This is a genomic window from Bacteroides sp. HPS0048, assembly GCF_964240755.1.
Lineage (GTDB): Bacteria > Bacteroidota > Bacteroidia > Bacteroidales > Bacteroidaceae > Bacteroides > Bacteroides nordii.
Map to the genome: position 1 here is coordinate 109156 of NZ_CAXSVC010000020.1, position 7476 is coordinate 116631.

Annotated in this window: 5 protein-coding genes; 1 reads left to right on the plus strand and 4 read right to left on the minus strand. The window is 36.5% G+C overall.

Annotation, left to right across the window (positions count from 1 at the left end; genetic code table 11):
- Positions 1-46 precede the first annotated feature (46 nt).
- A complete protein-coding gene (locus ACESQI_RS15845; RefSeq protein WP_025866521.1) occupies positions 47-904 on the minus strand; it encodes an AraC family transcriptional regulator in 858 nt (285 codons plus the stop codon).
- A 287-nt stretch (positions 905-1191) separates the two neighbouring features.
- Between ACESQI_RS15845 and ACESQI_RS15850 the strand changes: the two genes are divergently transcribed.
- Complete coding sequence (locus tag ACESQI_RS15850; protein WP_373126549.1) at positions 1192-3921, plus strand: MBG domain-containing protein; 2730 nt, start codon at positions 1192-1194, stop codon at positions 3919-3921.
- Between the two features lie 533 nt (positions 3922-4454).
- On the opposite strand, the gene ACESQI_RS15855 is transcribed toward ACESQI_RS15850, so the two are convergent.
- From ACESQI_RS15855 to ACESQI_RS15865, 3 genes are read right to left on the minus strand one after another with little or no spacing between them, the layout of a single operon-like run.
- Positions 4455-5150, minus strand: coding sequence for a calycin-like domain-containing protein (locus ACESQI_RS15855; protein ID WP_025866519.1), 696 nt, complete (start codon positions 5148-5150; stop codon positions 4455-4457).
- 26 nt (positions 5151-5176) lie between these two features.
- The gene (locus tag ACESQI_RS15860; protein WP_122200898.1) at positions 5177-5941 is read right to left on the minus strand and encodes a porin family protein; all 765 of its coding nucleotides are present in this window, start codon (positions 5939-5941) and stop codon (positions 5177-5179) included.
- Positions 5942-5949: 8 nt separating this feature from the next.
- Positions 5950-6948 carry a PCMD domain-containing protein gene (locus ACESQI_RS15865; RefSeq protein WP_226812787.1) on the minus strand — a complete coding sequence of 333 codons (999 nt, stop codon included), beginning with the start codon at positions 6946-6948 and terminating at the stop codon, positions 5950-5952.
- Between the last annotated feature and the right edge of the window lie 528 nt (positions 6949-7476).

Below are 7476 nucleotides of genomic sequence, written 5' to 3' on the forward strand. Positions count from 1 at the left end.
AAATGTCTTGAATTATTGTAAATGAATATCTCCGGGATATTTACTTCTATTTATCACTGTTTCGGTACTGCTGAGGACTCATTCCTGTGAGTCGTTTGAAATACTTCCCAAAGAAAGATACATTCGGAAAATTTAATGAATCTGCAATTTCGTGTATAGGTGTGTTGGTTGACTTTAGCTGTGCTTGTGCATCAACAATGACCACTTCTGAAATGATATCCATGACGGTCTTCCCTGTGATATGTTTTACGGTATTGCTCAGGTGGGAAGGCGTTATGTTTAGTTGTTGTGCATAATATGAAATATTTCTTTCCTGTGTGTAGTGCTGAATTACCAAATTTCCAAATGCTTTACATATATCTTCACCTCTGTTTAAACTGCTTTTGTTTCGAACAGGGCGTTCATGATACATATCACTCAGTCTGTACAGAATAGATAACAGCATACATTTTAGTATCTCTGGATTATAAGGAGACCGCTTCTTATAATATACTTTCATCATGAGTAGAAAGAACTCTTCATAAATATTGGCAAACTCCTGAGGCAGCGATAATACCGGGTGATTTTTAGTTATATAAATAAGGTCAATAATAGCTTTGGTTTTACTTATCCCGTTAATAAAATCGGAAGAAAATACCATGAAATAGAGTTTTAAATCACCTTCTATCTTATTAATCTGAATAATACTCGCCGGAGAGAGCGTTACGAAATCATATTTCTTTATGGTATAGTCCGAAAGGTTTATGCTGGCTTCAATACTCCCTCCCATACAGAGTACAAAGACTTCGGCTTTAAGTCGGCATGGATAGCTGGTATAGAGATTTAGTATATTAGGATCTATATCAGCATTACTGCCTATTACAAAATCTTCACTGATGTCTATTTTGGGTAATTCCTTTTTCATGTGTATTCTCTTTTTTCAACGCCCAAATATACAAGTATTTTATGAATAGGTATTTTTATTTTAGTTATAGGACATGAAAAAGTGGTAATAGATACCCTTATTTGGGTGATTTATAGGGTAAAATGATAAAATACCTTAGTAATGGGATATAAGATTATAGAAATAGACCTTGACTGAAAACAAAAACGGTTGTTACTTTGCAACGTTTTTATGAATGATGTGAATCAATAGGGGATTTCCGGTTTATGGTTCACGAAAGATTGTATTTATATTAAAAAGAGAAGTGTATGAAGAAATTTATTACTTTAATGATGTGTGTTGTGTTGTACGCAGGAAGTGCGTTGGCACAGCAAATTAAAGGAGATTTTGAAGAGTGGGAGGATTGCTATCCTGCTGAGGGAAAGTTGGTAGGTAAACAACCTGTAGGGTGGACCGCTTCAAATGTATACCAGGTGATAGTAGGTAAGGAGTTTGTATTTCCTGATGCAGGCCGTACAGGAACCGGTGCTAAAATCATGAATGATTTTGTTGGTCTTGGAACACTGGGTGCTAATGCTCCTGCTTTTGTCACTTTAGGCAAAATGTGGGTTTTTGCTGATATGTCCGGTATGCTGGGGGGCAATGATATGAGTAATGGTGGAGTAAACGGTGGTATTGATTTCACTTATCGTCCGGATTCTCTGACTGTGTACTATAAACGTAAATTAGGTACAGAAAAGCCCAATGAGACAGCTAAGATATTGGTATACTTGTGGAAGGGAACTTTTAAATCTAAAATAATTAATTCTCATAGTGGCAATGATGTTACCTATGTAGAGGTGGATGATCAGGATCGGGCTATATTGGGAAAAGAAATTATCCCTGCCGAAACAAAAGGTGATGGTGTCTTGATTGCCAGTACTGAATACACCATTACTAAAGAAACTGAAGGAGACGGTTGGGTACGTCTTTCTATTCCGGTCAACTATGTAGAGGGTGAAAACGGAAAATTGGTTCCTGAAAAGATGAATATAGTATTCTCAGGAGGTAACTATTGGGTACGTGCTGATATCGGTAAAGAAAATACATTGTGGGTAGACGATGCTGCACTTGTTTATAATGCTAAATTGAGTTCGGTAACGTTGGGTGGCGAAGAACTTACGGGATTCGATCCGGATAAGTTTGAATATAACCTGGCTTATAACGAGCACAATAAAGTGATTGTAGCTAAAGCCTTTGGTAAAGATGCAGTGGTAACTGAAGCTACAACAAAGGAAGATGCTAATGAAGTAATAAAGACTCTGACTGTGACTTGTGCTGACAATGCTACTTCTGATGTGAATAAGACGTATGTCTATACGTTGACCTTTAAAGGAAGTTATGTGGGCGATATAACCGCTCCTGCTGATATGTCTCAAGTATATGGTGATGGATTTGAAATACCATTTACATCAACCAATACAGAGGTGCCGTTCACTTATACAATTGGAAGTGACAAAGTGCTGAAGTATGATTCCGAAACGAAGAAATTCTATGCTATTGGTGCAGGTACTACTACTGTAGTGGCACATCAGGAGAAAGAAGGTGCATTACCTGCTGTTTCTGACCCAGTGACGGTGACCATTGAAAAAGCATCATTGACTATGACTTTGAAGGCATGGTGTCAGCGTGGTAAGACGATAAGCTTCAATACTTCTTCGTCAGTAGCTGCCAATGGTACGGACTATGGGGTTGAATTTGAATATGAAGGACTGAAAAATGATGATGGTGAGGGTACGATAGTCGATGTGGTACATAAGATATTTGATACAAAGAATATTTATATATCAAGTGGTGCTGCCGGAAAAGAGGCAACGGATGAGGTTATAGGAAACTATCGTCCCATTGTCTTCTCATTTACCGGTTCAAGTGATCCATTGACAACCGTTTCAACTAATAACTATAATGTAACTTTTGTCAATAATGGTGCCGAAATCCGGAAAACATTCCTGACAGTCTATCCTTATTATGACTTGGATGGTACGAAAGTTAATTTGAACAAGAATGATGCTCAGGGGCTTTTCGTATATGGGTCTGATATTGACTATAGAATTACTTATAGTGGATTTGTATATAAAGAGGATGCTGCTGTGATGGAAGCATTAGGTAATGATACGGTTAATGTAGTATTTGACAAAGCACCTAAAACTGCAGCAGTTGGAGAAGTTGTTCCTCTGACAGTGAAATTCCCTCAAAAGGTATTGGATAATTATGAATTCAAGACTTATACAGGATTGACTGTAAAAGCTTTGAAGGCATATACAGTAGAAAACGCGGAAAAGATAGAGAAAGTATATGGTGATGCTCCTTTTGAAGCTCCTTTTATCGTGAAGAATGATAAGGGTGAATCTGTTGATTATACCATTACTCCTTCAAGTACCAGCCGACTTACTGTGTCTGGTAAAACTTTGACTATTAAATCTGCATATGCATCTACTTATGTAACCATTAAGGTTGCTGCTAATGATGAATATATGGCTCTGTCAAAACGTGTAGACATTCCTATTGCTAAAGCTCCGCTTACAGTTACAGCTAAAGATGTGGCTTTACTTATTGGAAGTCCGGCACCTGAAACCTTTGAGTTGACATACGATGGATTTGTTTACGATGAAGATGTAGCAAAAGCATTTGGTACAAAAGTTCCTGTTGCTGCTCTTGAAAAGGAAATTCTATCTGATGCGAAAGTTGGTGACGAGTTTGCAATTGCTATAACCAAAGGTACAGCTGCCAATTATGAAGTTACTTATGTAAATGGTGTACTGAAGATAACGGCTCCTACCGGAATTGATAACAATTCGCTTTCTGATGTTCGCGTATATAGTGAAAACGGAGCGATTTGTGTAGCTAATAATGAAGCTACTGAAACAATTGAAGTGTATACAACACAAGGTGTGAAGGTTTACGAAGGAACAGATAACGTGATTTCTACTAATATCGATAAAGATGTTATGTATGTGGTACGTGTTGGATCTTATGTAGCTAAAATAGTTGTTAGATAATTGAAATAGCAGCTGGCGCGATAAAAGAGCTGGCTGCTATCTAACTTTGGCACAAGTTATATAGAGTAGTGCGGTGGTTCAAATAGATAAAAGGACTACGCTATTCTATATAACTTGTGTTTTTTGTGTAATACCGTAGTTTTATCTAAAGCAGATAGTGAAAGAAGGTGTTCATTCTAATCCCTTCGATATATGGATAGTTGTTCAAAAAGCAATTATAGACATTGGAGGAAGAAAATCCGGAATAGAATATGTTTGTTGATTTAATATTTTGTTTGTCAGATAGTTATGATCCTATATTTTTAGTCCTATAAGAGTGTACACTTATGTTAGTGTTAAATGTACACTTTTGCCATATAAGGTTGTACATTCTTGTGGTGCTAAAATGTACAATCTTGTAAGGTAAGAATTTGAATGTTAAAAACTTCGTTAACGGTGTTAACGCAATGAGAAGTAATGAACCAAAATAAAAGCTCCCTACAGATTATTTTTCTAAATCTGTAGGGAGCTTTTATTTTAGAGATATTTTGAGTTTATTTTTTTATAAACTTTACCGTAGTATTACCAATCTTTATAAGATACAAACCTCTGGATAGAGTAGATACACTAACTTCTTCTGTATTTAAAACTCCTGATAGGATTTGCATACCAGTGACATTATATATATCATACTTTTGATTTTCTGCACCTTGCACCATTAAAGCATCTATTGAAGGATTATAATAAACTGTAGGTTTATTTATAGTTACGTCTGAGATACCAGTTGCAGTCATTGTTCCTTCAAAATCCACATCAATGAATAATTCAACAGGGAAAATGGTTTCTACATTTAAAGATAATACTATCTTTTTATCAACAATTGTTGATGTATTAAGGTGTACAGTAACTTCACCTACTATGTTCAGCGTCATTTTTAATTCTTTAGGAAGAATAGTAATTACATTTCCTTCTTTCTGTATTTCCACTTCCGGGATTACTATATCTCCTAACTCAAGAACTGTTCCCATGTTAAATGAGAAATTCCTTATTTCTAACGTAACGTGAGAATCGTCTGTTGCCGTGAGGTATACATTTTCTGTACTGGGTTTTCCCATTGTATTTCCATCTTGCGAAACTGTCAGCGTACCGTTGTAAGTTCCTGCTGCTTCCTGACTTACTTGTGCGTAAGCTGATGAGGACATTGTGATTGCTATGAACGCAATAATTGCTGTAAGTAATTTTTTCTTCATAATCTTTTTCTTTTATCGTTTATTCTTTAGAACACATAACCGAAACCAATGTTTCCGTAAATAGGAAACATATTAAATGTAACGGTGTCAAAATCTTTTTTGAAAATAGGTACTACTCCCCAGGTAAGGCTGGCAGTTACATTTAGGTGAGAAAAGGCCCTCCATTGCGCACCTAATTGCATACCACATTGGAAACGTCTTAAATCATCATTAAAGTTGTAGGTAGCAGAACTTACATTTGCTTTTTCTCCTGTCGGATCACCGTCTCTGAGATAACCGTCGTAGGCTTCTCCAAAGAACTCACCTGATAGAACGTAAGAAAACCAGGGGCCTAACTCTAATTCCCAACGCTTACTCACTTTGTAAAGAGCTAAAACAGGGACAGTTAACAGCGATTGTTTAACGGTTGTTGTTACACCTCCTGTCCATTGTCCTTCCATTTCGCCGCCGTCACTGGCAATCATTTTCATGTGATAGTTTTTCACAGTAGCATCCGTTTCCATACCTTTTGTCTCTAAACGGATCCCTGCGCTAACTCCCCACTTATTATCGAACGTTTTTACTACATCTCCTTCTATAGAGAAGGCTGTTGTAGGCTTATAACTATTGATTTTTCTTATTTCAACAGGTAGGGGGATAGGAGATGTCCCACCTATGTTAAATCCGGCTTTTAAACGATATTCAAGTCCTATTGTCAGTGATTTAAGAATATTCTTGTTGCGATCTTCCTGAGCTTGAGCAACAGTAGCTATAATCAGGCACAGAAGTATAAAGGTTATTTTCTTGTTCATTGATAGTTTTAATTAAGATGGTCTTCTATGTTTTCTATGTCTTCGAGTTCAATTGTAGCCTCATCAATGATAAGGGTACTTCCGATAGCACCTCTGAAATATGCTCCTTCCAGACTGGACGAAAATACAATTGCTGTATAATACTTACCTGTTACCAGTTTGGATGGATCAATTTCTTTACGGTATTCAAAAGGTATTGATCGGTATGTGTATTCAGAAGCAGGTTTGGCGTTTTTAATACGGGCGATAGCTATAATGCAAGGATCATCGAACTGTATAGAACCATCCAGAACTTTCCCATCGGTTGGTTCATAAAGAATTGAATACATATCGAATATGTCTTCCTTACCTGGCACTTCTTCTTTTTGTTCATTTCTGAATACTTCTCCGGGAGTATACTTATACCATACATTAAAAGCCTTAGGTTTTTTATTGGGACTGTAAGCGATCGGAAGTCCGAATAATGTTGACTTTAATGCCTCTTCAGGGCCTTGACCTGCCACTGTGGCATCAAAGGAGCCTATGAATAAATTTCCAGCAGCTAACGGCATTCTTACCATATCACCGAACGCACCGGTCGGTTTAGTTTCAAGTTTCACTCCTTTTCCGGAATGACCGGCTTCATAGGAGATAGTTGGATAAATAAGAGGATTAGTGAGTTTTTCTCCTTCGGGAGTAACATAACCAGTCAGGGCATATCCACTGTTAGCTGTTGCCCAAATAAACTGTTTCTGCTCCTGTTCTGAGATTTCATAAAAACCGTGCCATTGTTTACCTCTGGCTCCTTCTATTATTTCCCAATGCTCAAAATTAAAATCCAATTTAATATCAGAAATATCAACATAGACAGTATATTCCTTTTTCCATTGTCTGTCTTCCGATGTTACTATATAAGTTTGTGGATTTGAGAAATCTCTTACTGTTCCGCTGGGTGGTTCAATAGTGGCCCCTTTGGTTAATGTGAATTCAGGAGCAAAGTGCGTGATGTCAATGGTTGATTGCGCCATGATTATTACCGTATTATTAGTAATAATTGGCTGCATTTTCAACACTGAGGGATCGGAAACTGTACAAGATTCGATATCAGCTTCAGTGTTAGCCGCTTCTTCACGTATGCAAGAGCTAAAACTTAGACAAATGCACAGACTTATTATTATAGTTCTAAATCTCATTCCGTTAAATTGTTGATTATAAATTTATAATATAGAATATTTTGAGAAAACTTTGGCGCAAAGTTAAGTTTAAAATTTCATTTATCAAATCTTGCTTTCCTTTTTTATGTTCTTTTTGTACTATTCCTTAAAATAATGCCTGTGAGTCGGATTAAATGTAGGTCTATTCTTTTGATTTTGTAGTCTAATCCTAAAGTAACTTCGAATTTATTATAGTAAATGATCGGGGATAATATATATGCATACTAAAAAGATATATAGGCACAAAAGATATAAAATATTATATATGCGAATCAGCAGTTCGATATTTGGTCTAAACCTGTACAGAATGAACTAAAGGGATTGCTGATAGTTTATCCGCAA

What these genes read in the sequence shown, in the direction of transcription:
- ACESQI_RS15855 (WP_025866519.1), bottom strand. Translation starts at nt 5,150, where the DNA reads ATGAAGAAAAAATTACTTACAGCAATTATTGCGTTCATAGCAATCACA.
- ACESQI_RS15845 (WP_025866521.1), bottom strand. Translation starts at nt 904, where the DNA reads ATGAAAAAGGAATTACCCAAAATAGACATCAGTGAAGATTTTGTAATA.
- ACESQI_RS15850 (WP_373126549.1), top strand. Translation starts at nt 1,192, where the DNA reads ATGAAGAAATTTATTACTTTAATGATGTGTGTTGTGTTGTACGCAGGA.
- ACESQI_RS15865 (WP_226812787.1), bottom strand. Translation starts at nt 6,948, where the DNA reads ATGGCGCAATCAACCATTGACATCACGCACTTTGCTCCTGAATTCACA.
- ACESQI_RS15860 (WP_122200898.1), bottom strand. Translation starts at nt 5,941, where the DNA reads ATGAACAAGAAAATAACCTTTATACTTCTGTGCCTGATTATAGCTACT.